General features: G+C 66.3%; 27 protein-coding genes. 13 read left to right on the forward strand and 14 right to left on the reverse strand.

Annotation, left to right across the window (positions count from 1 at the left end; genetic code table 11):
- The first annotated feature begins 71 nt into the window (after positions 1 to 71).
- Complete coding sequence (locus tag QFZ54_RS12570) at positions 72 to 1,511, forward strand: DUF2029 domain-containing protein (protein WP_307087550.1); 1,440 nt, start codon at positions 72 to 74, stop codon at positions 1,509 to 1,511.
- Here QFZ54_RS12570 and QFZ54_RS12575 read toward each other — a convergent pair.
- The 3 genes from QFZ54_RS12575 to QFZ54_RS12585 are packed head-to-tail and all read right to left on the reverse strand — an operon-like array spanning position 1,453 to position 4,092.
- A complete protein-coding gene (locus QFZ54_RS12575) occupies positions 1,453 to 2,637 on the reverse strand; it encodes a glycosyltransferase (protein WP_307087552.1) in 1,185 nt (394 codons plus the stop codon). The genes QFZ54_RS12570 and QFZ54_RS12575 overlap by 59 nt on opposite strands.
- A 10-nt stretch (positions 2,638 to 2,647) precedes the next feature.
- Positions 2,648 to 3,163, reverse strand: coding sequence for a DUF2141 domain-containing protein (locus tag QFZ54_RS12580; protein ID WP_307087554.1), 516 nt, complete (start codon positions 3,161 to 3,163; stop codon positions 2,648 to 2,650).
- Positions 3,160 to 4,092, reverse strand: a complete 933-nt coding sequence (locus tag QFZ54_RS12585) for a hypothetical protein (RefSeq protein ID WP_307087556.1) — start codon at positions 4,090 to 4,092, stop codon at positions 3,160 to 3,162. The genes QFZ54_RS12580 and QFZ54_RS12585 overlap by 4 nt, the downstream gene beginning before the upstream one ends.
- A gap of 173 nt (positions 4,093 to 4,265) precedes the next feature.
- Here QFZ54_RS12585 and QFZ54_RS12590 point away from each other — a divergent pair, with 173 nt between their 5' ends.
- Positions 4,266 to 5,330, forward strand: coding sequence for a glycosyltransferase (locus tag QFZ54_RS12590; RefSeq protein WP_307087558.1), 1,065 nt, complete (start codon positions 4,266 to 4,268; stop codon positions 5,328 to 5,330).
- Positions 5,331 to 5,505: 175 nt separating this feature from the next.
- Here the strand turns inward: QFZ54_RS12590 and QFZ54_RS12595 are convergent, their stop codons facing one another.
- The 5 genes from QFZ54_RS12595 to pyrE form a co-directional block, all read right to left on the reverse strand.
- Positions 5,506 to 6,537 carry an AI-2E family transporter gene (locus QFZ54_RS12595; RefSeq protein WP_307089436.1) on the reverse strand — a complete coding sequence of 344 codons (1,032 nt, stop codon included), beginning with the start codon at positions 6,535 to 6,537 and terminating at the stop codon, positions 5,506 to 5,508.
- A 43-nt stretch (positions 6,538 to 6,580) separates the two neighbouring features.
- Positions 6,581 to 7,576, reverse strand: a complete 996-nt coding sequence (gene lepB / locus QFZ54_RS12600) for a signal peptidase I (protein ID WP_307087560.1) — start codon at positions 7,574 to 7,576, stop codon at positions 6,581 to 6,583.
- Positions 7,573 to 8,007, reverse strand: a complete 435-nt coding sequence (acpS, locus tag QFZ54_RS12605) for a holo-ACP synthase (RefSeq protein WP_307087562.1) — start codon at positions 8,005 to 8,007, stop codon at positions 7,573 to 7,575. The genes lepB and acpS overlap by 4 nt, the downstream gene beginning before the upstream one ends.
- A 177-nt stretch (positions 8,008 to 8,184) precedes the next feature.
- The gene (locus QFZ54_RS12610; protein ID WP_307087564.1) at positions 8,185 to 8,925 is read right to left on the reverse strand and encodes a pyridoxine 5'-phosphate synthase; all 741 of its coding nucleotides are present in this window, start codon (positions 8,923 to 8,925) and stop codon (positions 8,185 to 8,187) included.
- Positions 8,922 to 9,506: an orotate phosphoribosyltransferase gene (gene pyrE, locus QFZ54_RS12615; protein ID WP_307087565.1), complete on the reverse strand. Its 585-nt coding sequence runs from the start codon at positions 9,504 to 9,506 to the stop codon at positions 8,922 to 8,924. The genes QFZ54_RS12610 and pyrE overlap by 4 nt, the downstream gene beginning before the upstream one ends.
- 297 nt (positions 9,507 to 9,803) lie before the next feature.
- Here pyrE and coxB point away from each other — a divergent pair, with 297 nt between their 5' ends.
- The 10 genes from coxB to QFZ54_RS12665 all read left to right on the forward strand — a co-directional run bounded on the left by coxB (position 9,804) and on the right by QFZ54_RS12665 (position 19,340).
- Positions 9,804 to 10,949, forward strand: coding sequence for a cytochrome c oxidase subunit II (coxB, locus tag QFZ54_RS12620; protein WP_307087567.1), 1,146 nt, complete (start codon positions 9,804 to 9,806; stop codon positions 10,947 to 10,949).
- A gap of 1 nt (position 10,950) precedes the next feature.
- On the forward strand, positions 10,951 to 12,615 hold the full coding sequence (gene ctaD / locus QFZ54_RS12625) for a cytochrome c oxidase subunit I (protein WP_307087569.1): 1,665 nt from the start codon (positions 10,951 to 10,953) through the stop codon (positions 12,613 to 12,615).
- A gap of 535 nt (positions 12,616 to 13,150) precedes the next feature.
- Positions 13,151 to 14,050: a heme o synthase gene (locus QFZ54_RS12630; RefSeq protein WP_307087572.1), complete on the forward strand. Its 900-nt coding sequence runs from the start codon at positions 13,151 to 13,153 to the stop codon at positions 14,048 to 14,050.
- Positions 14,047 to 14,196, forward strand: a complete 150-nt coding sequence (locus QFZ54_RS12635) for a hypothetical protein (protein ID WP_187503903.1) — start codon at positions 14,047 to 14,049, stop codon at positions 14,194 to 14,196. The genes QFZ54_RS12630 and QFZ54_RS12635 overlap by 4 nt, the downstream gene beginning before the upstream one ends.
- Entirely contained in the window at positions 14,196 to 14,747 is a 552-nt protein-coding gene (locus QFZ54_RS12640; RefSeq protein ID WP_307087575.1) for a cytochrome c oxidase assembly protein, read from the forward strand. Before QFZ54_RS12635 ends, QFZ54_RS12640 begins: the two co-directional genes overlap by 1 nt.
- 31 nt (positions 14,748 to 14,778) lie before the next feature.
- The gene (locus tag QFZ54_RS12645; RefSeq protein ID WP_248523923.1) at positions 14,779 to 15,705 is read left to right on the forward strand and encodes a cytochrome c oxidase subunit 3; all 927 of its coding nucleotides are present in this window, start codon (positions 14,779 to 14,781) and stop codon (positions 15,703 to 15,705) included.
- A 255-nt stretch (positions 15,706 to 15,960) separates the two neighbouring features.
- Entirely contained in the window at positions 15,961 to 16,344 is a 384-nt protein-coding gene (locus QFZ54_RS12650; protein WP_307087580.1) for a DUF983 domain-containing protein, read from the forward strand.
- Complete coding sequence (locus QFZ54_RS12655) at positions 16,341 to 16,940, forward strand: SURF1 family cytochrome oxidase biogenesis protein (RefSeq protein WP_307087582.1); 600 nt, start codon at positions 16,341 to 16,343, stop codon at positions 16,938 to 16,940. Before QFZ54_RS12650 ends, QFZ54_RS12655 begins: the two co-directional genes overlap by 4 nt.
- A 133-nt stretch (positions 16,941 to 17,073) precedes the next feature.
- Positions 17,074 to 18,474, forward strand: coding sequence for a threonine synthase (gene thrC / locus QFZ54_RS12660; protein WP_307087584.1), 1,401 nt, complete (start codon positions 17,074 to 17,076; stop codon positions 18,472 to 18,474).
- Positions 18,471 to 19,340, forward strand: coding sequence for a class I SAM-dependent methyltransferase (locus QFZ54_RS12665; protein WP_307087586.1), 870 nt, complete (start codon positions 18,471 to 18,473; stop codon positions 19,338 to 19,340). The genes thrC and QFZ54_RS12665 overlap by 4 nt, the downstream gene beginning before the upstream one ends.
- Positions 19,341 to 19,462: 122 nt before the next feature.
- On the opposite strand, the gene QFZ54_RS12670 is transcribed toward QFZ54_RS12665, so the two are convergent.
- The 3 genes from QFZ54_RS12670 to rpsD form a co-directional block, all read right to left on the reverse strand.
- Positions 19,463 to 20,437, reverse strand: coding sequence for an agmatine deiminase family protein (locus tag QFZ54_RS12670; protein ID WP_307087588.1), 975 nt, complete (start codon positions 20,435 to 20,437; stop codon positions 19,463 to 19,465).
- A gap of 1 nt (position 20,438) precedes the next feature.
- On the reverse strand, positions 20,439 to 22,070 hold the full coding sequence (locus QFZ54_RS12675) for a M28 family peptidase (protein ID WP_307087590.1): 1,632 nt from the start codon (positions 22,068 to 22,070) through the stop codon (positions 20,439 to 20,441).
- 188 nt (positions 22,071 to 22,258) lie between these two features.
- Positions 22,259 to 22,873 carry a 30S ribosomal protein S4 gene (gene rpsD, locus QFZ54_RS12680; RefSeq protein ID WP_056017869.1) on the reverse strand — a complete coding sequence of 205 codons (615 nt, stop codon included), beginning with the start codon at positions 22,871 to 22,873 and terminating at the stop codon, positions 22,259 to 22,261.
- 205 nt (positions 22,874 to 23,078) lie between these two features.
- Between rpsD and QFZ54_RS12685 the strand changes: the two genes are divergently transcribed.
- Positions 23,079 to 23,378 carry a chorismate mutase gene (locus QFZ54_RS12685; protein ID WP_307087595.1) on the forward strand — a complete coding sequence of 100 codons (300 nt, stop codon included), beginning with the start codon at positions 23,079 to 23,081 and terminating at the stop codon, positions 23,376 to 23,378.
- Positions 23,379 to 23,512: 134 nt separating this feature from the next.
- On the opposite strand, the gene QFZ54_RS12690 is transcribed toward QFZ54_RS12685, so the two are convergent.
- From QFZ54_RS12690 to QFZ54_RS12700, 3 genes are all read right to left on the reverse strand, one after another.
- Positions 23,513 to 24,697: a TrmH family RNA methyltransferase gene (locus QFZ54_RS12690; protein WP_307087597.1), complete on the reverse strand. Its 1,185-nt coding sequence runs from the start codon at positions 24,695 to 24,697 to the stop codon at positions 23,513 to 23,515.
- Positions 24,698 to 24,846: 149 nt separating this feature from the next.
- Complete coding sequence (gene nrdR, locus QFZ54_RS12695) at positions 24,847 to 25,311, reverse strand: transcriptional regulator NrdR (RefSeq protein ID WP_307087599.1); 465 nt, start codon at positions 25,309 to 25,311, stop codon at positions 24,847 to 24,849.
- Positions 25,312 to 25,491 (reverse strand): hypothetical protein, encoded by a 180-nt coding sequence (locus QFZ54_RS12700; protein WP_307087601.1) that lies wholly within the window; start codon positions 25,489 to 25,491, stop codon positions 25,312 to 25,314.
- Positions 25,492 to 25,493: the final 2 nt, after the last annotated feature.

Raw genomic sequence — 25,493 nt, forward strand, 5'->3', positions numbered from 1 at the left:
TGGAGCGCTTCCCTCCCCTACCTTGTTCACCCGCGAAGGCGGGTGCCCAGTCTGGGCACCCGCCTTCGCGGGTGAACATACTTCTGATGCTGGCAGCGCTGGCAATCCTCTTCATCACCCTCGCGCTCCTTCGCCCGGTAGACCACGACGAGAGCCAATACGTCGCCGCCGCCGCGCTCACCGCCCACGGCCTCCTCCCCTACCGGGACTTCGCGTACCTCCAGACCCCGCTCCAGCCCTACCTCTTCGCACCCGTCGCAGCCCTAGCCGGCCCCTGGACCTGGCCAGCGCTCCGCATCCTCAACGCGCTGCTCGGCGTCGTGACGATAGCCTGCATCCACACCGCCGCCCGAACCCTCGGCGCCAAACCCAAAGCCGCACTTGCCTGCGCAGCCCTGTTCGCGACCTGCGACATCCTTCTCTTCAGCATCGGCACCGCGCGTAACGACGCGCTTCCCGCCGCGCTTCTGGCGGCCGCACTCCCCCTGATCGTCCGCCCCGCCATCACGCACAAAACCGCCGCACTCGCCGGCCTCCTCCTCGCCAGCGCCGCCGCCGCGAAGATCTCCTACGCGTTCCCCGCGCTGGCCTACGGCGTCTACGCGCTGGTCGATCGCCGCCACCGCCCTGCCGCGATCCTGCTCGGCACAGTCCCGGTGATCGCCTTCGTTGCGTGGAGTTACGCCACGAGCCCGGCCGGGTTCGTGTTCGGCACTTTCACCTTCCCGGCACGCGCCCCCGCCGAATATTACGCACTCCGCCCGTGGAAGACGTCGCTGCCCGCCAAGGCGATCGATACGCTCAAGTTCCTCGCGCTCGGCGCAGCCCTCCCCGCGCTCGCGCTGGTCGCGCGCGACGCCTGGCGACGCCGCACGGTCGGACTGCTCGATTGGCTAATCCTCGCCGGCTTGATCGCCGCACTGCTGCCGTTCCCGACGTGGCGGCAATATCTCCTCCCGGCCCTGCCCGCGTTGTTCGTCCGCCTCTCGATGATCCCGCCCCCGAGCCGTGCATGGCGGATCGCGTTCGCGACATTCGCCATCGCCGGCCTCGCCCCCTCGGTCGCGGCCCTGGCGGATTCGGACGGCCTCTCGCTGACCCAGGCCCAGCGCGAAGGCCGAGCGGTCGGCCGCACGCTCGACCGACGTGGACTCGAAGGCCCGATCACCACGCTATCTCCGCAAGTCCTACCCGCGGCCAATCGCCTGCCTGACCCCGCCTTCGCCACCGGCCCGTTCTATTTCCGCAGCACAACGCTGCTCGACGCGTCTCAGGAACGCGCACTTCACTTGATCTCCAGAGCGCGCATAAAGCTCGACGGATCGACGATTCTCACCGGCGGCGAAGGCCCAGCGACCAGCGGCGACGCCAGCCTCGACCACGCACTCGCCAGCGCCGCGCGCGACGCCGGGTACGACGCGATCCCGATCCCCGGCACGCGCTTCACAGCCTTTAGGCCGCCAGCTCGCGCCCCTGCTTCGCCGCAACCAGTCCCGCATAATAGTCCATGAGCTCGACCGCATGCTCGCGGTCGCTGCGCACATGCCGCGCCGCCACCGCCGCGGCACGCCGAAGCATCGCCGGATCGCGCGCGAACAACCGCCCGATCGCCGCCGCCGCACTCTCCGCATCGCGCGCCGCGTAAAGTTCGCTCGCATGGCGGTCCGCGACTTCGGCGCACCCGCCCGTATCCGGCACGATCAGCGGCAGGCCCGACGCCATCGCCTCCGATGCGACCAGCCCGAACGGCTCCGCCTCCGACCCGTGGATCAGCGCGTCGCAGCTCGCCATGATCCGCGCGAGCCGCTCCCGGTCATACACCGGCGCGAACATCCGGATATGCGGCGAGCCGCCGATCCGCCGCTGGATCGCCTTGGTCTGCGCACCCGCGCCGATCAGGACCAGCCCGACCGGCAAAGTCGCCCCCGCCCGCGCCACCGCATCGACCACTAGCGGCCAACGCTTCTCACCGTGATGCCGGCCGAGCCCGAGCAGCAGCATCCCGTCCTCGGGCAATCCGCACTGCCGCAGCAACGCCGCGCGCAACCGCGTGTCGCGCAGGTCGGGCGAGAAATGTCCGCGCTCGATCCCCAACGGCATTGCGGCATCGATGCGGACGCCACGCGCGCGCAACCGCTTCTCCAGCGCCGGACCATTGGTGACGACGACGTCGTATTTCTCGAGGAAGCGGTTCATGTACCGACTGTACCAGGCGAAGCCGCGCTCGATCTGGTCATGGCTCGCGACGCCCGCGAACCAGCGCTGTGCGTACGCCGCGATGTTGTCGTTGTGCATAAAGAACGCCTTCACCGCGCGGCCCTGCCAGTCGCCGACGAACCACGCCGGCCGCCACGGCGAGCAGCATTCGACCACGTCGGGATCGAGATCGTCGAGCACGCGGTGGATCGCGCCCTCGTCCCAGAACAGCCCGTAGTTGCGATCGAACGGCATGCCCGGCGACTTGAGGTAGATGATTCGCCCGCCGCCCGGCCGTTCCTCGACGCGGTCCTGTCTGCCGGGCGCGACGACGATCAGTTCATGGCCCATGTCCGCCATGATGCCCATCTTGCGGTCGACATAGGTTCGCACGCCGCCGCCGGTCGGCGAGTAGAACTCGTTGACGTCGACGATCCTCACAGGCGAGCCCTCACGGCGTGACAGGCCCGAACCCGCCGAGCCCGCGCAGATACTGCACGGTGATCCGCACCGTGGTCACGCCGGCACCGACCTCGACCAGCGCCTGTTCGACCTTGGGGCGCGATCGTCCGAGCTTCACGTTGCTCGCGAACCCGGCGCCATCGGTCCAGAAACTGAACTTGTTCTTGCCGTCGCGATTATGCGTCAGCAACAGCGCGTAGCGGCCCGGTCGCGGCACCCTGATGCACAGCATCGGCGCGCCGCTCGGCGGCGTCGACACCACCACCCGCCGGAACGTCTTGCCCGCCGCGATCAGGACGTGGTCGTCCTTCAGGAAATCTGCTTCCTCGCCGGGATAGAGTTCGAGTTTCAACTCGCCCGTGCGATCCTTCAATCCGGTGATTTCGACCGCAATCGCCGGCCCCCCTCCCGGTCGGCACGCCGCGGCGTCGCTGCCGAGCACCTGCGCGCCGGCCGGTCCCGCAAGCGCAGCGATCGCGACCAGCGCGACACAGGCGCGGATCACGCGCGCAACCGGGTGAGCCCGGCATGGATGCCGAACAGGATGATCAGCGCGACGTGCACCAGCAGCGTCAGCGCGGCGGTGAACGCGATCAGTTCCGACAGCGCCTGATCCTGCCCGATCAACAGAATCGCGGCGTTGGCGAACAGCAGGTCCTTGTTCGGCACCAGCGGCAGGCGCGATACCAGCAGGCGCCCGGCGGCCAGGAACAGCCACATGCCAACTGGCACGCCCGGCAGCGCGAAATGCCACGCGAACGCGATCAGCACCGATCCACACAGCAGCCGTATGCAGTGGATCCCGAATACCCACCACAGTTTCGCACGCGGCAGGGAGAATACCCGTCGCGAGAAGATCAGGAACGGCAACGAGATCGCCAGCGTCACGCCGGCCGACGCCAGCACCGTGCGGAACTGATCGTGCGTCAACAGATGCCGGCCGAGCGGCAACGCGATCGCCACCAGCAGCAGCGTGACCGCATTGCCCGCGATCGCCGACAGGATCGACACGTCCTTCACCGCACCGAACGGCGACGCCACCATCCGCGCCTTCGCCCGCGCCCAGGCGTAAAAATACGCGTCGCCCGAGTAGCCGAACACGACTTCGTTCGCGATCCGCTTCTTGATCAGCGCGACGAGGCCGCCGAGGGGGATGCCCCATAGCCGCCGGAAGATGACGTAATCCCCGGTCGGCGGCGACATGTAGAGCAAGCCGAAACACAGGTAGAAGCGCGGGTCCTGCGGTACCGATCGCGTAAGTCCGACGAGGCCGTGCCCGAGCAACTCGCGCCCCAGCCCGACGATCATGGCCAAAGTCAGCACCGCACCGATGATCGCGGGCCAGCGGCTGCCAAGCGTCTTCAGCGGCTCGAGCCCGACGCGCGCGATATCCGCATAGCCGTCGCGGTCGGCAGTTTTCGTACGGAAGTTCACTCGCCGGTCCTCAAACCATTGTCCTCAAGCCATCCTGACGCCCGTTGCCCGCCGCCCCCTGCTGCCCACCGTCGCGCGGCCTGATAGCCGCCCGCCATCGTGCATGCACGCAAAGTCGGTTTCAATCGGTCCCGATCTCCGCTTTATCCATCGCGCATCATGATGACCCCCATATGTCACTCCTGAGCGAACCACCGACCGCGCGGCACATCCTGACCTATGCCAGGGATTTGCGCGGCGGCGGGGTCGAACGCGCACAACTGCGCCTCGCGCGCGGCTGGTTGGCGGCGGGGCGGCGCGTGACGCTGGCGATCGAGGATATTTCTGGGCCGCTGGCGGCGGAACTGCCGGCTGGGCTGGAGATCGTCGCGCCGTCGCGGTTGCTGGCGTTGCCGGGGGTGGTTCGGCGTTTTTCGCCGGATGTGATCTTCTGCCCGGGTAATTTCTATACCGGGATTGCGGCCTGGACCCGGCTGCAGCTTGGGAAGACCTGTCCGCCGATCGTCGCCAAGATGTCCAACGCGCCTGCGCGCGGCGATCATGGCTGGGCGATGCACGCTGCGCATCAGCTTTGGCTGGCGCGGCACAGGAGTTTTCTCGATCACTTGGTGGCGATGACTCCGGCCACTGCGGAGGAGGCTGCGCGGGCGACGCGGATGGTCGGGCGGACAAGCGTCATCCCGAACCCGCCGGCGTTGCCGATTGCGGGCGCACTGCCCGATCTGCCCGCGCGTTTCATTCTCGGCGTCGGTCGGCTCGAACCGCAGAAGCGCTGGGACCGGCTGATCGCCGCGCTGCCGCTGTTGGCGGACCGGACGGTACCGCTGGTGATCCTTGGCGAAGGGAGTGAGCGGGACGCGATCGAGGCTCAGATCCGGGCACTGGGTTTGGAGGGTCGCGTCCTCCTGCTCGGCCATAGCGGCGATCCCCTCCCGGCGATGGCCCGCGCGACCGTGCTGGCGCTGACCTCCGATTACGAAGGGGTGCCGGGGGTGTTGCGCGAGGCGCTGTCGGTCGGGACGCCGGTGGTCTCGACCGATTCGAGCGCGGCGGTCGCGGAGATTGTAGACCGGCCTGACCGCGGCACGGTCATCGCGAGAGACGATGCCGAGGCGTTGGTCGAAGCGCTGAACGCGTGGCTAGCGCCGACTGGGCAGCGGCCGGAGCCGGTCCCGCAGCCGGGTGCGGACTCGGCGGAGCGCTACCTTGCGCTCTTCGACCAGTTGGTAAGGCGGTAGCGCCTCTACTTCGTTCCCCGCCTCAATAACGTTCGGGGCCCCCACCTTCCGTCATCCCCGCGGACGCGGGGACGCATATCCTCAGGGGTTTGCCAGTATGGGTCCCCGCGTCCGCGGGGATGACGGGGAGTGGGGTTGAATCCGCATCAGTTGAAAGCGGGTACGCTAAACTGGATCAGGCCGTAGCCTCACCACTCGCCTCAGCCTTTTCCTCTTCCCGCTCAGACCGCCGCTCCAGCGCGGTCTTCAGCATCGCGGTCATCGGGTCGGCTAGCGCCAGCCCCAATATCCCGAACAGCGCGCTCGCCAGGATCTGCGCACCCAGCGTCAGCGCCGGCGGCAGGTCGACCGTGCGCTTGGCGACCATCGGCACGATCACGTATCCGTCGATCGTCTGCACCACGAGGTACGTGCCGATCGCCCAATAGCCGGTATCGACGCCCGCGCTGAACCCGACTGCGACCATCAGCACGCCGGTCACGATCGCGCCGACGTTGGGGATGAACGCCAGGATGCCCGCGATGATGCCGAGTAGCATCGCCATCGGAACGCCACCAATCGTCAGCGCGATACCCGTCGCGACACCCTCGACCGCCATGCCGAGCAGGCGGCCAGCCAGCAGCTTGCGCAACGTGTCGCCCATCTTGACCAGCGTCTTGGCGAACTCGGGCCGCAGGTCGATCGGCACCATCCACTGGAGCCCGCGCGAATAGGTCCCCGGATCCATCGCGATGAACAGCCCGAGGATCAGAATCATGAACATGCTGGTCAGCGCGCCGATCGCGGTGCCGACCCACGACGTCACCCGACCGACCGAGCCCAGCGCCTGCTTGACGATTCCGTTGACGTCCGACGCGCCCGGCATGAGCCCTTGCGAAGTCAGATAGCCGGTGAAGCGATTGGCCTGCGATTCCAGCGTCGAGCGCAGCTGGGTCACCTGTTCGGTCACTTGCACGCCGGTCAGGACGAAGGTTCCGACCAGGAACGCGAACGTCAGCAACACGACAATCAGCAGCCGCCAGCCGCGCCCGATCGGCAGCACCCGCCCGAGCAGCCGCACGCCGCCATCGAGCAAAGCCGCGAACACGACGCCGGCAAAGATGATCAGCAACGGCTGGACCAGCACGATCAGCAGCGCGATCAGACAGGCGAGCCCGAGCCAGATGACCGCACGCTTCAATTCCTTGCGCAGGAACGGATCGCGCATCTCGACCGGGCTGAGTTCGGTGACGGCTTTGTCGTCGGCCACCTCAGCTGGCCTTGGCGGGATGAAGCGACGTGCCGGCGCGGTCCGAGCGCAGCGAACTCCACCAGGTCAGCGGATTGAACGTTGCGTCGCCGTCGAGGCTGAAGGTGATGAACTCTGCGCGGCCGCCGAGATTCTCGTACGGCACCGCACCACCCAGCCCGAGCTGGCTGAGGGCGAACCGGCTGTCGGCGGAGCGATCGCGGTTGTCGCCCATCAGGAAGACATGGTCGGCGGGGATCGTTATCTCCGCGAAATTGTCGCCCTGGCTATCCGATTCGAGATCGATCGTCTCGTAGCGGCGACCATTGGGCAGCGTCTCGGTATAGGTCGGCAGGCGGCACATTGCGCGACCGTCGGGCAGCGTTTCGCGCGCGCCGGGATAGTCGATCTCGCTGCACGGGCTGTTGGTGTCGACCGGGATCAGTGTGTCGTGCAAAGCGCCCCGCTTCACCGCGACGCCGTTGAGGAACACGATCCCGCCGCGCACTGCCAGTCTGTCGCCGGGTAGGCCGATGACGCGCTTAATATAGTCGTTATGCGTGCCCGGCGGCGTCACGATCACCACGTCGCCGCGCGTCGGCAGCGAGCCGAACAGACGGCCGTGTATGAACGGCAGCGACACGCTCCAGCTGTCTTCCTGCTGGCGCAGCACAACGCCCTTGAAGATCGCGACCGGGTTCGGGATCGTCGGCGAGACGAACGACCAGCCATAGGCGAACTTGGTCACCACCAGCCTGTCGCCGATGCGGAGGCCCGGCAGCATCGATTCGCTGGGGATATAGAAGGGTTTGGCGATGAAGCTGTGGAAGCCGAGCACGACCAGGATCAGCCAGAAGATCCCCTTCACCTCGCCCCACCAGTCGGTGCCGCGGCGGCGTGTCGTTTCGGGGTTGGTGGTGGCCGAAGGCGCGGGATCGACCGCGGTGGTCTGCGCGAGGGGGGCCTGCGCGAGGGGCTTTTCCTGGAACTCGTTGCCGTCCAACGCCGCGTCCTTCATCGATTCATATCCAGGCTCGTGTCCGGGGATATCAGAGGTATAGCTTCGATGATCACGAAGGCCTGCGCCCACGGATGATCATCCGTCATCGTCAAATGCACGCGCGCGGCGTGGCCTTCGGGGGTCAACGCGTCAAGCCTCGCTTTGGCGCCCCCGGTCAGCGCCAGCGTCGGCGCGCCACTGCGTGCGTTGACCACGCCGATGTCCCGCATGAACACGCCCGCGCGAAACCCGGTGCCGACCGCCTTCGAAAACGCTTCCTTGGCGGCAAACCGCTTCGCTAGCGTGCCGGCTTTGGTGAACGGCCGCCGCGCAGCCTTCGCCCGCTCGACATCGGTAAACACCCGCTGCTCGAACCGGTCCCCGAACCGCTCGACCGACGCGGCGATCCGCTCGATATTACACAGGTCGGACCCGAGCCCGATGATCACGACACGGCCTGGAGTCGGAAGACAAAAGATTCTGTTCGCGCGGAGACGCGGAGACGCGGAGAGTATGAGGGCCGCAGGAGCGGCAAAGAAGAAGTGAGAGGGTCAGCGCTAGCCGCTCGGACCGAAGCCCCCTTCTCCTCCGCGTCTCCGCGTCTCCGCGTGAACAAACCTTCCTCCCTACCGCGCCGCATCCATAGCCTCACGCATCAGTCGAACCGCCTCGCCGAGCCCGACGAACAGTGCCTCCCCGACCAAGAAATGCCCGATGTTCAGCTCCCGAACCTGACGGATAGCGGCGATCGGGGCAACGTTGCAGTAGGTCAGGCCGTGCCCCGCATGCACCTCGATACCGTTCTTCGCCGCCAGCGCCGCAGCGTCAGTCAGCCGCCGCAGCTCCACCGTCCGCGCCTCGCCCGACAGCTCGGCGTACAAGCCGGTGTGCAGTTCTATCACCGGCACCTTGAGACGCATCGCCGCCTCGATCTGCCGCGCATCCGGTTCGATGAACAGCGACACGCGGATGCCCGCCCCCGCCAGCGCATCGACCAGCCGCGCCATCCGGTCGTAATGCCCGGCCACGTCGAGGCCGCCCTCGGTGGTCAGCTCCTCGCGCTTTTCCGGTACGATGCACGCGGCATGCGGCTTGTGGCGCAGCGCGATGCCGAGCATCTCGTCGGTCGCCGCCATCTCCAGGTTTAGCGGGATCGTTAATTCGGCCGACAGCCGCGCGATGTCGTCGTCGGTGATGTGCCGGCGATCCTCGCGCAGATGCGCGGTGATCCCGTCCGCCCCTGCCGCCGCCGCGACCAGCGCCGCGCGCACCGGATCGGGGTACCCCGCCCCCCGCGCGTTTCGCACGGTCGCGACGTGGTCGATGTTCACTCCAAGTCGAAGGTGATCGTTGCCGGGGGGGCTCATGCGGCCGCCCTGCTGCCGGGCTTGATCGCCGGGATTGCGGCTAGTTCGGGTGGCAGAGCGTCCGCCGAATAGGTCGGCACGTCGAGCCGGATCAGCGGGAAGAACGGCACGCCCAGATCCGCCGCCCCGTTCGAGCGATCGACCAAGGCGGCCGCCGCGACGGTCACGCCGCCCGCGCGCCCGATCGCCGCGATCGCCTCGCGCGACGACAGGCCGGTGGTGACGACATCCTCCATCATCAGTACGCGCTGGCCGGCTGCGAGCCGGAATCCGCGGCGCAGTTCGAACACGCCATCGGGTCGCTCCAGGAACATCGCCTCGACGCCGAGCGCGCGCGCCATCTCATGTCCCGCGATCACACCGCCCATCGCCGGCGACACGACCGCACCGATCTGCCCGCAGATCTCGTCGGGAATCATCGCGACCAGCGCCTTGGCCAGACGCGCGCCTCGCGCCGGGTCCATCAACACCCGCGCGCATTGCAGATAGCGCGAACTGCGCAGGCCGGAGGACAAAATGAAATGCCCTTCGAGCAACGCTTCGGCAGCGCGGAATTCGGCGAGCACGTCGTCTTCGGTCATCGCGGGTCATCGCTCCAAATGGTCTGCTCGCGCTGATACGAGCGCGGGAATGGCCGCGCAACGAGAACCGGCGCTCCGGGCATCACACGTCATCCCGACCCGCTCCCCTGACGAACGTGAGGGTGACGGGAACCAGGCTCATTCCCGCCCACGCCAGACAAGGCTTGAGGCAAGCCCCCCCGCTGGGTATAGCTCTACCCAAATCATAAGCAGACATCCGCGCGTCCGTGATATCGGGTTCGCTATAAACCGGGGTCAAGAACAACGATGCGCAAGATGGGGATGAGAGGATTTGCGATGGCAGCGGGGCTCGCACTGGCGAGTCTCGGTGGTGTCGCCGGGCATGCGGCCCAGCCTACGGCGACTGCGGCGCCCGCTCCGCAAGCAGCGGCAGGCCCTGCGGGCGTGTCGAACACCGCGCCGACCACGTCTGCGGCTACTCCGACCGCCAACCCGTCCAGCCCCGAGCTCGCGATGGACGGTGCGCCGGCGATGACGGCCCAGCCGATGATCGGCCAACCGACCGACGGACTCTACGGCCTGCAGCCGCAGGTGACGAAGAACGGCGTCTTCGCGCACTGGATGCACAATTCGATCCTGGTGCCGACGATCACGATCATCTGTCTGTTCGTGTTAGCGCTGCTGTTCTGGGTATCGTTCCGTTATCGCCGCGCCGCCAATCCGGTGCCGTCGAAGACGTCGCACAACACCGTCATCGAGATCCTGTGGACGCTGCTCCCGGTCGTGATCCTGGTGCTGATCGCGGTGCCGTCGATCGGGCTGCTACAGGCGCAGTTCAAGCCCGCCCCTTCGGGCGCCGTGACGCTCAAGGCGATCGGCAACCAATGGTACTGGACGTACCAGTATCCGGACAATGGCGGCTTCGAGATCACCGCCAACATGCTGAAGGAAAAGGGCGACATCGCTGCCGGCGAACGCGCACGTACCGATGCCGACGGCCCTCCATTGCTCGCCACCGACAACCGCATCGTGCTTCCGGTCGGCGTGCCGATCCGCCTGATCACGACGGCGAACGACGTGATCCACAGCTGGGCCGTCCCCGCATTCTGGATCAAGCTCGACGCGATCCCGGGCCGGTTGAACGAGACGAGCTTCACGATCGACAAGCCCGGCCTGTATTTCGGCCAGTGCTCGGAACTTTGCGGCGCGCGTCACGGCTATATGCCGATCGCGGTCGAGGCAGTTCCACCGGCCCAGTTCGCAGCATGGGTCCGCGCCAAGGGCGGCACGATGCCGACCCCCGGCAAGGCGTCCGACAAGGTCATCCCGCAGCCCGGCGCCGACGGCTCCGCGGCGAAGGTCGAGGAGGCCGCGGAAACCGCAAACGCCACCGGCCCGGTCGAGAACGTGACCACCGCAGCCCCCGCGACCACGCAGGGCGCCACCTCAAACCCGGCCGGCGCCGGCAACGCGGGACTGTAAGATGACCGACACCGCTCTCAATCCGTCGGCGTTCGTAAGCCACGAAGCGCACGACCATCACCACGATACCGATCACAAACCGGGCTTCTTCGCGCGTTGGTTCATGTCGACCAACCACAAGGACATCGGCACGCTGTACCTGATCTTCGCGATCGTCGCGGGGATCATCGGCGGCTCGGTATCGGGGCTCATGCGCGCCGAGCTCGCGCACCCCGGCATCCAGTATCTGCAGGGCTGGGCGTCGATGCTCCACGGCGGCAGCGCCAGCCTCGACGAATCGCTCCATCTCTGGAACGTGCTGATCACCGCACACGGCCTGATCATGGTGTTCTTCATGGTCATGCCCGCCATGGTCGGTGGCTTCGGCAACTGGTTCGTGCCGATCATGATCGGCGCGCCCGACATGGCGTTCCCGCGCATGAACAACGTGTCGTTCTGGCTGCTGATCCCCGCCTTCACGCTGCTGCTCGCCTCGCCGTTCTTCGGTGGCGCAGGTAACGGCTGGACGCTCTACGCCCCGCTCTCGACCTATGGAGAGCCCGGGCCGTCGACCGACATGGCGATCCTCGCGCTGCATCTTGCCGGCGCATCGTCGATCCTCGGCGCGATCAACTTCATCACGACGATCTTCAACATGCGTGCGCCGGGCATGACGCTGCACAAGATGCCGCTGTTCGTGTGGTCGATGCTCGTCACCGCGTTCCTGCTGCTGCTGGCGCTGCCGGTGCTCGCGGCCGCGATCACGATGCTGCTGACCGATCGCAACTTTGGCACGACCTTCTTCGATCCGGCCGGCGGCGGCGACCCCGTCCTGTATCAGCATCTGTTCTGGTTCTTCGGCCATCCCGAAGTTTACATCATGATCCTGCCGGGCTTCGGCATCGTCAGCCAGATCATCTCGACGTTCAGCCGCAAGCCGGTCTTCGGCTATCTCGGCATGGCGTATGCGATGGTCGCGATCGGCGTCGTCGGGTTCGTCGTGTGGGCGCACCACATGTTCACCACCGGCCTCAGCGTGAACACCAAGATGTACTTCACCGCCGCGACGATGGTCATCGCGGTGCCGACCGGCATCAAGATCTTCTCGTGGATCGCGACGATGTGGGGCGGTTCGCTCACCTTCAAGACGCCGATGGTGTGGTCGATCGGCTTCATCTTCATGTTCACGGTCGGCGGCGTGACCGGCGTGGTGCTAGCGAACGGCGGCATCGACGATTACATGCAGGACACCTATTACGTGGTGGCGCATTTCCACTACGTTCTGTCACTAGGTGCGGTGTTCTCGCTGTTTGCCGGCTTCTACTATTGGTTCCCGAAGATGTCGGGCAAGATGTACAACGAGTTCCTCGGCCAACTGCACTTCTGGGTGTTCTTCGTCGGCGTGAACGTGATGTTCTTCCCGATGCACTTCCTGGGCCTCCAGGGCATGCCGCGCCGTATTCCGGACTACACGCCGCAGTACGAGCATTGGAACACCGTCGCCTCGGTCGGCTACATGATCATGGCCGCGGGCATGGTGGTGTTCTTCGTCAACCTGATCTGGTCGATGGTCGCGGGCAAGCCGGCGGGCGACAACCCCTGGGGCGACGGCGCGACGACGCTGGAGTGGACGATCTCCTCGCCGCCGCCGTACCACCAGTTCGAGACGTTGCCGAAGATCGATTAGGGTGCGAGGCAGCGTAGCGCCAGCTACGCGCCGGTGCGGCCGAGCCGTACGCATCCGACCGGCCGGCGCGGCAACGCCGCGTCCGACGACACGGGATTCATTCCCGTGTCGGGCCAGCCAAGAAAGAGAACGCCTCGGGGAAACCCGGGGCGTTTTTCTTTTTAGGCAGAGCAGCACTTGGCGCCGACACGCGAACACTTCCCCCCCCCCCATCGTCATCCTGACGAAAGTCAGGACCCAGGGTCAAAAGCGTCGTCCTCCACGACTCTGGGTCCTGACTTTCGTCAGGATGACGATGGGGGGGGGGGGGGGCGGATCGCCGGGCCGATCCGGCCGAGACCGGCTAACGAGCCCGCGCCTCAGCCTCCATCCGTCACCCCAGCGAAAGCTAGGGTCTCATCGTGGGACTCCCGTCACGTGCAACGCAGGAGGCCCCAGCTTTCGCCGCGGCGACGAACCTGCGAGTTGCCCGCGCGCACCACAAAGCCACACCGCTTTCCTCAAGCCTTTCCAACGCGTATAGCGTACCCGAACCATGACTCCTGCAACTCCCCTCCTGCCACCGGCGCACTGGCGCGACTTTCTCGCGCTGACCAAGCCGCGCGTCATGACGCTCGTTGTCTTCACGGGCCTCTGCGGCATGCTTGCGGCCCCCGTCGGCGTGCACCCGGTGATCGGCTTCACAGCGATCCTCTGCATCGCGCTCGGTGCCGGCGCGGCGGGGGCGCTCAACCAATGGTACGAGTCGGACATCGACGCGGTCATGCGCCGCACACAGAAGCGTCCCCTCCCCGATGGCCGCATGGACCGCCAGGCCGCGCTCCATTTCGGCGTCGGGCTCGGCGCGTTCTCGGTCCTGTTCATGGGGTTCGCGGTCAACGCCGTCGCCGCCGCGATCCTGACCGTCTCGATCCTGTTCTACGTGCTGGTCTACACCGTCTGGCTGAAGCGCCGCACGCCGCAGAACATCGTCATCGGTGGTGCGGCCGGCGCGTTCCCGCCGCTGATCGGCTGGGCCGCGGCGACCGGCGACATCGCACTGCTCCCCGTCCTGCTGTTCCTGTTCGTGTTCCTTTGGACGCCGCCGCATTTCTGGGCGCTCGCGCTGTTCATGAAGAGTGATTACGCCGCCGCGGGCGTGCCGATGCTGCCGGTCGTGTCAGGCGAGCGCACCACGCGGACTCAGATCGGGCTCTATACGATCCCGATGGCGGCGGTCGCGATCCTGCCCTGGCCGCTCGGGCTGACGGGTGCGATCTACGGCATCGCCGCCGTCCTGCTCACGGGCTGGTTCGCGCTGCTCGCCGTCCGCGTCGCCAAGCGCACCACGCATGCCGACGATGCGATGAAACCGGAGAAGGCCTTGTTCAAATACTCGATCCTGTATCTGTTCGTGATGTTCGGCGCGCTGGTCGTCGACCGGTGGTTCGCATGAGCATCCCCGACCCCCTCCGCGAGGAAGACCTGATCCGTAGCCGCCAGCGCGGTCGCGCGCGCGTCATGGCTGTCCTGCTCGGCGCCTTCGTCATCCTCGTCTTCGCGATTTCGATCGCCAAGATCCGCGCGGGGATGCCGCACTGATGGCCGGGTGGAAGGCCATGTCGCGCACCAACCGCACCGCGGCGCTCGCCGTGCTCTTCATCTGTTTCATGACCGGGCTCGCCTGGGCTAGCGTGCCGCTCTACCGCCTGTTCTGCTCGGTTACCGGCCTGAACGGCACGACGCAGCGCGGGCTCGTCGCCCCCGGCGCGGTCGATCACAAGATCACGGTCGACTTCGACACCAACGTCAGCCCCAAGCTGCCGTGGAAGTTCGTCCCCGAGAATCGCTCCGACACGATCGACATCGGTGCGCGCGACATGGCGTTCTTCAAGGCCACCAACACCTCGACCAAGCCGCTGACCGGCACCGCGACCTTCAACGTTCAGCCTGCACAGGCCGGCAAGTATTTCACCAAGATCCAGTGTTTTTGCTTCACGCAGCAGACGTTGAAGCCCGGCGAGACCGTGCGGATGCCGGTGATCTTCTTCGTCGATCCGAAGATACTGACGGACCCGGATGCGGCCGATATCCAGACGATCACGCTGAGCTATACGTTTTACCCGGTGGATTCTGCGAAGACGGCGAGCTAGAACCCACGGCAAATAGAATAGGGGAGTACCGATGGCCGGCGCCAAGAACCATGATTACCATATCCTGCCGCCGAGCGTGTGGCCGCTGGTCGGCTCGTTCTCGGCGCTGATCATGGCGGTGGGCGGCATCATGTGGATGCATGGCGGCCATATAGATAAGCCCAATGGCGGCGGCTGGATCTTCTTCATCGGCCTCGCCGGGCTGCTCTTCACCTTCTACAGCTGGTGGGCGCAGGTCATTCAGGAGGCTCGCGCGGGCGATCATACGCCGGTGGTCCAGCTTCATTTCCGCTACGGCATGATCCTGTTCATCGCCTCCGAGGTGATGTTCTTCGTCGGCTGGTTCTGGGCGTTCTTCGACTTCTCGCTGTTCCCGACCGCGATGACCTATGCCGACGGCAGCGTCACGCGCGCGGTCGAGGGCGGTGCGGCGATCGTCGCGCAGTGGCCTCCGAAGGGCCTGACGGTGATCAACCCGTTCGAACTGCCGCTGCTCAACACGCTGATCCTGCTGACCTCGGGCACCACCGTGACCTGGGCGCATCATGCGTTGATCCACAACCAGCGCGGCGGCGAGAAGACCGGCGCTTGGGGCCTGATCGGCGTGGGCAACCGCGACGGCGTCCTCAAGGGCCTGTGGCTGACGGTGATCCTCGGCGCGCTGTTCAGCGCGATCCAGGCGTATGAATACGTCCACGCGCCGTTCCCGTTCAAGGGCATTAACTACGGCGCGGCATTCTTCATGGCGACCGGTTTTCACGGTTTCCACGTGCTGATCGGCACGATTTTCCTGATCGTCTGCCTGGTCCGCGCGTATCGCGGCGACTTCACCCCGAAGCAGCATTTCGGTTTCGAGGCGGCGGCGTGGTACTGGCATTTCGTCGACGTCGTTTGGCTATTCCTGTTCGTCACCGTGTATGTCTGGGGCGGCTGGGGCGCACCCGTCCACGGCGGTTGAGCGTCGATCGGCTAGTTTATAGTGACCACCCCGGCGCAGGCCGGGGCCCAACTGGGAAGGTTGCAGTAACGAAGCGTGGTCCTACGTTGGCGACGGCTCTCAATTGGGCCCCGGCCTCCGCCGGGGTGGTGGCGATTGGTGGTAAGGCACTGGCGCAAACCGACCGGCCTACCCTTACCTTGTTCTCCCGCGAAGGCGGGAGCCCAGTCTGGGTCCCCGCCTTCGCGGGGAAACATGAAGGGGAGCGCTGACCGCATGACCGAAGATCCATACCCGCTCGCCAACGCCCCCACGATCGCGCAGGCCGCGCTGAAAGGCCTGTGCCCCCGCTGCGGCAAGCCGACCCTCTTCGCCAAATGGTCCAACTTCGCCGATCGCTGCCCGAACTGCGGGCTCGACTTCAGCAAGTTCAACGTCGGCGACGGCCCCGCCGCCTTCCTCACCCTGATCCTCGGCGCGCTCGTGGTCATACTCGCGATCACGCTCGAACTGAAAGTCCACCCCCCGCTCTGGCTGCACATGCTGATCTGGATCCCCTTCACCGCTGGCGGAGTCGTTCTCTCGCTTCGAGCCGCGAAGGGCGCGCTCATGTCCGCCGAATACCGCAACGCAGCCCGCGAAGGCCGAATCGACCCGTGACCAAGCGCATACCCGTCATACCGACCATCCTCGTAACGCTAGCAATCGCGGCGATGATCGGCCTCGGCCTGTGGCAACTCCTCGACCGCCTCCCCAAAAAGGAAGCGTTTCTCGCGCAATTAGCCGCCAACCCCGCCAAGCCAACGATGGCCTTCCCGCGCTTCCCCGACGAGACGCTGCTCTTCCGCCGCGCTTCCGGCCTTTGCCTCCAGCCGACCGAGATCAAGCTCGCCGGCGCCGGCAAGTCCGGCTTCCGCGCGATCGCCGAGTGCCGGACCGGTGCGGAAGGCCCTGGCATGGTGGTCCAGCTCGGCACCACGCGCGACCCGATGACCAAGGTGAACTGGCCCGGCGGCGAAGTCTCCGGATACATCAGCCACGCCCCCGACGGCCGCTCGCTGATCGGATCGCTGTTCGATCACACGCCGCAACGCCTGATGCTCGTCGCGGACACGCCGCAGGCGGGCCTCAATCCCAACGGCAAGCCGGACCTCGCCTCGGTCCCCAACAACCACCTCGCTTACGCTGGCCAATGGTTCTTCTTCGCCGCCATCGCAGCGATCATCTACACGCTGGCGCTGCGCCGCCGGCGCTGACCGTTCTCCTGCGAACGCAGAAGTCCAGGGTACCGCGCGCCTCACTTCGTAACCCTGGATTCCTGCGTTCGCAGGAAAACGGAAAGTGCGCGCAGCTTGTCGCCTTCCGCCCCATTCGCTAACCGGCTTGGCCATGCGTTACATCAGCACCCGCGGCTCGGCGCCAATCCTCGATTTCGAAGCGGCGACTCTCGCCGGGCTCGCGTCCGACGGTGGCCTCTACCTCCCCGAGGCGTGGCCGACGATGACCCACGACGAGATCGCCGCGCTCGCCGGGCTCTCGTATGTCGACACCGCGGTCGCCGTGATGACCCCGTTCGTCGGCGACGCGATGACACGCGACGAGCTGAAGTCACTCTGCGACCAGGCATACGGCCGCTTCTCGCACGCAGCGGTGACCCCGCTGGTCCAGCTCGACCACGACCAATGGCTGCTGGAGCTCTTCCACGGCCCGACACTCGCGTTCAAGGACGTCGCGCTCCAGCTGCTCGGGCTGTTCTTCGAGCGCTTCCTCGCCGGCACCGACAAGCGCCTGACGATCGTCGGCGCGACCAGCGGCGACACCGGCTCGGCGGCGATCGACGCGGTCGCCGGACGCGAGGGCATCGACATCTTCATGCTCCACCCGGTCGGCCGAATCTCCGACGTCCAGCGCCGCCAGATGACCACGGTACTCAGCCCCAACGTCTACAACATCGCGATCGAGGGCAGCTTCGACGACGCGCAGGCGCTCGTGAAGGCGATGTTCAACGACCGCGCCTTCTCGACCAAGTTCGCGCTGTCCGCGGTCAACTCGATCAACTGGGCCCGCCTGATGGCGCAGGTGGTGTATTTCTTCTACGCCGCGGTCCGCCTCGGCGCGCCCGATCGCGAGGTCGCGTTCGCGGTCCCGACCGGCAATTTCGGCGACGTCTTCGCCGGCTATGTCGCAGCGAAGATGGGGCTGCCCGTCGCCAAGCTGGTCGTCGCGACCAACGTCAACGATATCCTCCACCGCGCGCTGAGCACCGGCGATTACTCGAAGGGCGGCGTCCAGCAGACCCCGACCCCGTCGATGGACATCCAGGTGAGCTCGAACTTCGAACGCCTGTTATTCGACCTCGGCGACCGCGACGGTGCCGCGCTGGCCGCACAGATGGCCGGCTTCGAAGCTTCGGGAGCGATGCGTCTCACCAACGCGCAGTCGCAAGGCGCCGCCGCCCTCTTCCAGAGCGAGCGCATCGACCTCGACGACATGACGCTGGCGATGCGCTGGGCACACGAGCATGCGGGGCAAGTCATCGACCCGCACACCGCGATCGGTCTCGCCGCCGCCCTGCGCACCGAAGTCCCCGCCAGCGTCCCGATCGTGACCTTGGCCACCGCGCACCCCGCTAAGTTCGGCGACGCGGTCGAGCGCGCTACGGGCGTCCGCCCCTCGCTGCCAACCCGCGTCGGCGACCTGTTCGACCGCGAGGAACGCTACGCCACGCTGCCAGCCACGTTCGAGGCGATCACCGCCTACATCACCGAGCGCGCGAAGCCGTCGGCATGAAGCTGCATACCCTCATCGGCGAACCCTGGGCGGATTACGGCCTGATCGATTCCGGCCACGGCAAGAAGCTCGAACGCTATGGCCGCTTCCGCTTCATCCGCCCCGAACCGCAGGCGATGTGGGCGCCCGCCTCGACCGACTGGCAGGCGCAGGGCGAATTCGTCCCCGGCTCGGACGAGGACGGCGGCGGTCGCTGGGAGTTTTCCGAGCCCGTACCCCGCGAAGGCTGGACCCTCAAGTGGAACGAGGTGTCGTACACCGCGCAGACCACCCCGTTCCGCCACCTCGGCTTCTTCCCCGACATGGCGCCGGTGTGGAGCTGGATGCGCGAGCGCGTCGCGGGGCTCGAGTCGCCCGAATGCATGAACCTGTTCGGCTATACCGGCGTCGGCACGCTGGCGATGGCGACCAAGGGAGTCCGCATGGTCCACGTCGACGCGTCGAAGAAGTCGGTCGAGGCGGCCAAGGCCAACGCGAAACTGTCGGGCATGGCCGACGCGCCGATCCGCTGGATGACGGATGATGCGGCGAAGTTCGTCGCGCGTGAGGTGCGCCGGGGGCGGCGGTATGACGGGATCCTGCTCGATCCGCCGAAATATGGGCGTGGGCCGGAGGGTGAGGTCTGGCGGCTGGAAGAGGACCTGCCGAAGCTGATCGCCGACTGCCGCAAGCTGCTCGACGAGAATTCCCGGTTCCTGTTCCTGACGGTGTATGCTGTGCGGATGTCGGCGCTGGCGATCGGGGAGTTGCTGAACCAGGTGTTCGGGGACCTCCCCGGCAAGGTCGAAGTGGGCGAACTTGGCGTCCGCGAAGAAGCGCGCGGTCTGACGCTCCCCACCGCAATCTGGGCTCGCTGGAGCCGCTGAGTCTGGCATCCCCCTCCCTGGAAGGGAGGGGTTAGGGGTGGGTCGGCTTATTGGCTAATGCAAGCACCCGCACCAGACCGACCCACCCCCGGCCCCTCCCTTCCAGGGAGGGGAGCAGAAGATCAGCCGGGGATCTGCTGCGAGATGCAGTGGAAGCTACCGCCGCCTGTGAGGATGTGGTCCGCGCGCTGTCCGACCACCTCGCGGTCGGGGAACAGCGCCTGGATCGCCACCACCGCCGCCTCGTCGTTATCCGCGCCGTACAACGGCACCACCACCGCGGCATTGCCGATGTAGAAGTTCATGTAGCTCGCCGGCACGATCTCCTCGTCGCGCAGCACGCGGCCCGGCGACGGGATCGTCACGACCTCCAGCCCGGCCGCGGCGGCATCGCGCGCCGCATTCTGGTACACCTGCCAGTTCGGATCGTTGTCGGTCGCCTTCGGGATCGCCACGCGCCCCTCGCCGACGAACCGCGCGAGGTTGTCGACATGGCCGTCGGTATGGTCGTTGACCAGCCCGTCGCCCAGCCAGACCACGCGGGTGTACCCGAGGTCCGACGCAAGCCGCGCCTCGATATCGGCCTTGCTCAGCGACGGATTGCGGTTGCGATTGAGCAAGCACTGCTGGGTGGTGACGACCGTCCCGGTACCGTCGCCATCGATCGCGCCGCCTTCGAGCACCCAGTCGCACGCCTCGACGCGCTTGTGCCTGCTCGCCGCCAGCCGCTGCCCGATCGTGTCGTCGCCGGGCAGGTCGTACTTCCCGCCCCAGCCGTTGAACCGGAAGTCGCGCGCGCTGCCGTCACCGACGATGATCGGCGCGGTATCGCGCAGCCAGATGTCGCCGAACGGCTCGACCACCACCTGCGCGAACGGCGCCAGCTTCTTGGCGGTGGTCGCCGAGCCGACGTCCGCCGCAACTAGGATCACCGTCTCGCCCCGGCCCTCGGCATGCACCGCCTTGGCGAACGCGACGACCTCGTCCCGCGCTGGCTCCAGATCCTCCAGCCACAGGTCCGCATGGCTCGGAAAGCCGATCCAGACGGCCTTGTGGTGCGCCCATTCGGCAGGGGTCGAGACGGCGGATGTGGTCACGTTACTTGGCTCCTGCGCGGTCGCGGTCACGAATGCCGCGGAATTCGGCGGTCTTATACCAGTTCGGCCACAGACTGGTATCGTCCGCGAGCTTCCGGCCCAGCCCGTAATAGATCGTCAGGTCCTCGACCGCGCCCGACCAGTCCCACTTCGCGTCATATTCGTCCGCAGGCTTGTGGTAGCGGTGCGCGACATAATCCTCGCGCGCGGCATGTCCCGCTGCCGTGCCGCCGACGACGAGGTCCTCGCCGCTGCCGCCATCGAGCATCGGTACGCCTAGCTTAGCGAAGCTGAAGTGATCCGACCGGTAGTAGCCGCCGCGTTCCGGGTTCGCTTCGACGCCGATCACGCGGCCCTCCGCAGCGACGAACGGCTTCACCAGATCCTCAATTTCCGATTTGCCCGCGCCAGCCAGAACGAAGTCCTTCGCCCGGCCGTCGACGTTCAACACGTCCATGTTCACCCCGCCGACGGTGTGCGCGAGCGGATAGATCGGATGCTCGGCATAGTAACGCGACCCGAGCAGCCCGGACTCCTCTGCCGTCACCGCCAGGAACGCGATCGAACGCTTGGCCGACCCCGCCTTGGCCTGCGCCTCCGCCAGCGCGATCAGCCCGGCGACGCCGCTCGCATTGTCCGACGCACCGTTGCAGATGTCGTCGCCATCGACTGCATCGCAGCGCCCGAGATGATCCCAATGCGCCGAATACATCACGTAATCATTGGGCGCGGTGGTGCCCGGTAACACGCCGATGACGTTCTTCGACGCCTGACGCCGGATCGTGTTGTCGAACCCGCCGCCGAACTTCAGCCCAAGCGGCACCGCCTTGAAACCCTTCACCTTGGCCGCCGTGGCCAGCGTCGCGTAATCCTTGCCGGCGCTCGCGAACACGCGCTCCGCCGCCGGCTTCTGCATCCAGCCGACGATCTGCGACTGGTCGAGATGATCGCCCTTCTCGTCCAGCTCCAGCTGAGGTCCGGTCCAGGACGATTGAACCACCGCCCAGGGGTACGCCGCCGGCTCGGTATCATGCACGATGATCGCCGCCGCCGCGCCGTGCTTGGCGGCGTTCTCGAACTTATACGGCCAGCGTCCGTACCACGTCATCGCCCGACCCTCGAACGGTCCCTCACGCGACATCGTCTGCCAGTCGGCGTCGTTGATCAGGATGACCACCGTCTTCCCCTTCACGTCGACGCCGGCGTAATCGTCCCAGCCCTTTTCTGGTGCGGTGATGCCATAGCCGACGAACACCACGTCGCTGTTCGCAACGGAGGACTTCGGCGCCACGCGGTAGGTGCCTGCGACCATGTCGGTGCGATAGGCGAGGCTGACGGGCGATTTGCCGCCGGTGAAGCTGAACGGCGCGACGTTGCCAGCCGTGATCTCGACCATCGGCACGTCCTGTGTCCACTGCCCCTTGTTGCCGGGCTTGAGACCTGCCGCCTTCATTCTCTCGACGATATACGCGACCGTCTTCGCCTCGGCGGGGGTGGTCGGCGCGCGGCCTTCATACGCGTCCGACGACAGCACCTGCGTGACGGTCTTCAACGTCTCGACCGAAATCGCCGGAGACGTCTGCGCGGACGCGGCAGTCCCGAGTAGCAACAGAGACAGGATGGCAGCGCGCATTGTCATTCCCCCGATAAGTTGCGCGCGTTTTGGCAAAGCCGGGCGCGCATGTCCACGAAGCGACACCGGGCAACGAAAAAGGGCGGCCCGAATGGGACCGCCCTTTTCTGTTCCAAACCGCGCCGCGGCAAAGCCACGTCGTCGGACGGTGCCTGAGCACCGCCGGCCGGTCGACGAATTTACTCAGCTTAACGCGAGTAGAATTCGACGACCAGGTTCGGTTCCATCTTCACCGGGTAAGGCACTTCGTCGAGCGTCGGAACGCGCGTGAAGGTGACCTTGGCCGCACCGTCGGGAGCGACGTAGTCGGGGATTTCGCGCTCGGCGAGGCTCTGGGCTTCCATGACCAGCGCCATTTCCTGCGCCTTCGAACCCAGCGTGATCTCGTCGCCGACGAAGCAGCGACGCGAGGCGATGTTGCACTTCACGCCGTTGACGCGGATGTGGCCGTGCGAAACGATCTGGCGTGCCGCGAAGATCGTCGGTGCGAACTTGGCGCGGTAGACGATCATGTCCAGGCGCTGCTCGAGCAGGCCGATCAGGTTCTGCGAGGTATCGCCCTTCAGACGTGCAGCCTCATGGTAGCACGCGCGGAACTGCTTCTCGGTCACGTCGCCGTAATAGCCCTTGAGCTTCTGCTTGGCGCGCAGCTGGATACCGAAGTCGCTGACCTTGCCCTTGCGGCGCTGACCGTGCTGGCCCGGGCCGTATTCGCGCTTGTTGACGGGCGACTTGGGGCGACCCCAGATGTTCTCGCCCATACGGCGATCGAGTTTGTACTTCGCGCTTTGACGCTTCGACATAGTATAACCTTTGCAAATGCAAACAACGTTGGTCCCGGTATCGCTCTGCTGGTCATCGTGAGACACAAGGTCCGGACAAGGCAGGGCCACCGCTTCACCGGGGTGCAGGGCCATTGCGAAGGCGGGCGCCTAGACGGAGGGGGCGCTGGAGTCAAGCTCAGCGGTCATGCTGGACAGGGTGCGGAAGGGTCGGCAAGAGCGGCGCATGACTATTCTATCCGGCGCCGATTGCATCACCATGACCGAGGTCCGCGCGGGCGTCGATGCGCTCGACCGCGAACTGGTTGCGCTGCTTGCCCAGCGCTTCGCCTACATGGATGCCGCCGCTCGCATCAAGCCCGAGCGTGGGCATGTGCGGGATGAGGCTCGGAAGACGCAGGTGATCGAGAATGCGCGGGAGGAAGCAGTGAGATTGGGGCTGCCGGAAGCGGTGATCGCGGATCTGTGGGAGGTCTTGGTCGAAGCCTCGATCGCGTATGAGCTAGCTGCGTTCGACCGCCGCTAAAACTTCCGAAAGCCCCAAACCCCACCTCGTTCACCCCACCCCGTTCGTGCTGAGCGAAGTCGAAGCACCTTCGCTTGGGGCACACCCTTCGACTTCGCTCAGGGCGAACGGAAGCTGGTGGGTCAGTCGGAAAATCAGCCCCGCGGCCTCTTACCCGCCAGCGACGACAGCACGCCGCGGAGCGTTCGGATTTCTTGGCTCGACCAGCCCGGCTTGGTCAGCAACGTGCGCAGCGTCCGCCGCGTCGACTGCATCTTGTCGGGCAGGTGAAAGAACCCTGCGCCCATCAGCATCGCGTCGAGCTGCCCGATCATCCCGTCGAGCTCCTCCTGCGGCGCGGGCGGCATGATCGGGTTGATCGACGGCTGCGACAGCTCGCGCTCGGCAGTCAGGCCCTTCGACCATTCATAGGCGACCAGGATCACCGCCTGGGCGAGGTTGAGCGAGCCGAACTCCGGATTGATCGGCACCGTGATGATCGTCCGCGCCACCGCGACGTCGTCGGTTTCTAGGCCGGAGCGCTCGGGCCCGAACAGGATCGCGGAGCGGCCGGGGGCGGCGTGGATCTCGGTCGCGGCCTGTTCGGGGGTCACGACCGGCTTGGTCACGCCGCGCTTGCGGACGGTGGTGGCGAACACCTGCGCGCAGTCGGCAGTGGCGGCGGCGACGCTGTCGTAGACCTTCGCGTTCTGGAGAACGATGTCGGCGCCGCTGGCGGCGGGGCCGGCGGAGGGGTTTGGCCAACCGTCCCTGGGGGAGACGAGGCGCATTTCGGTGAGGCCGAAATTGAGCATGGCGCGGGCGGCTTTGCCGATGTTCTCGCCGAGTTGGGGGCGGACGAGGACAATGACCGGGGGCGCGGTTTCGTCCGCCAAGGTGCTTCGACTTCGCTCAGCACGAATGGGAGGAGGAGATGAGGGCTCGTTCCCCTGTTCCGATCGGACATGGTTCTCGCCGACCGAGGGAATATCCTTCCCCCCTTCCGACGGGATGCCCTCCCCACCTTCCGTTCGCCCTGAGCGAAGTCGAAGGGCACGTTCCCGCGGGGGGATCGCCGCATCGTGTAGATCCGCCCAATCCTCAAACGCGAGCGCTTCCTTCTTGCGCCGTGACCAGCCCTTGACCTGGAACTCCGCAGCGAGGGCCTCCTGTCGGCTCCCGAAATCCTGGCACCACAAGAGCGTCACTGGCCGTCGCGTCTGCGTGTATCCCGAAATCTCGCCGAGGTTATGCTGGCCGATCCTGCGCTCCAGGTTATCGGTATGTCCGGTGTAATAACTGTCGTCGGCGCAGCGCACCACATAGGCCCAAAATGTCATGCTCGCGGCTTACGCGGGGGCGTGGTGTTGGGACAAGTCCTTCGATTTCGCTCAGGACGAACGGAAGGGGGCTGCTTCTTCTCGATAGTAAGGCAGTCTACCCACCCCGTTCGTCCTGAGCGAAGTCGAAGGACAGGTAGGTGAGCGCATCACTCCGCCCGCCCGACCTCCTCGACACTTCCGGCAAAAGCCTCGAAGTCCCGCGCCTCGTTAAAATCCCGATACACGCTCGCAAACCGGATATACGCCACGGAATCGAGCCCCTTGAGCCCGTCCATCACCATCTCGCCGATCCGCTTCGACGTGACGTCGTTCTCGCCCAGCGTCTCCAGCCGCCGCTGGATCCCGCTCACCAGCTTCTCGATCCGCCCCGGCTCGATCGCGCGCTTCCTGGTCGCGATCGACAGCGACCGAAGCAGCTTCTCCCGGTCAAACGGCTCTCGCCTGCCCTCACTCTTCAACACGAACAGCTCGCGCAGTTGAATGCGCTCGAACGTCGTGAAACGCGCAGCGCAGCCTTCGCATTGGCGCCGACGCCGGATCGCCGCCCCGTCTTCGGTGGGGCGGCTGTCCTTTACCTGGCTGTCTTCATGTCCGCAGAAGGGGCAGCGCATTCAGACCTTCTTCTTGCCCTTGTAATAGGCGTAGCCCGCGCCCGCGAGTGCGCCGAAGATCGGGCCGATCACCGGCACCGGGATCGCCACGACCGCGCCGAGTGCGCTCCACTTGGCCATGCTCTTGCCAAGGCCGGGGGTGCTCTTCACGTCGTTCTGAATTTCGTCGAACTTCGACATGG

The organism is Sphingomonas faeni (genome assembly GCF_030817315.1).
GTDB classification, from domain to species: domain Bacteria; phylum Pseudomonadota; class Alphaproteobacteria; order Sphingomonadales; family Sphingomonadaceae; genus Sphingomonas; species Sphingomonas faeni_C.